A 286-nucleotide genomic window follows, 5' to 3' on the forward strand; every position below is an offset into this window, starting at 1 on the left:
CGAGCCGGTGCAGGTGGTCCTTCTCGGTACAGTAGGCCGCCAGCCGCGCCCGTCCGGTCTCCGGCATGCGCGAGACCAGGGCATCGACGTCGTCCTCGCTCGCACGGTGCAGGACGGCCAGCAGCTCGAGCGGGATCGGGTAGCGCGCGAAGGCCGTGGGCAGCGGGCGGGTCTGAGCTTGCGGCATGGATCACCTCTCTGCGGTCAGCGTCGTACGATCCTCGAACGAGCATGGTTAGCGATCGGTTAAAGGGCGCCCGTCGGGGCCGTCCCGCCGCTGCCTGAG

The 286-nt window shown here is 69.9% G+C and carries 1 pseudogene; it reads right to left on the reverse strand.

The annotated features are described in order from the left end of the window. Positions 1-187: pseudogene (locus A5481_RS31895) on the reverse strand (hypothetical protein); the annotation flags it as partial. Positions 188-286 lie beyond the last annotated feature (99 nt).

It is taken from the genome of Methylobacterium platani, assembly GCF_001653715.1.
GTDB classification, from domain to species: Bacteria; Pseudomonadota; Alphaproteobacteria; order Rhizobiales; family Beijerinckiaceae; genus Methylobacterium; species Methylobacterium platani.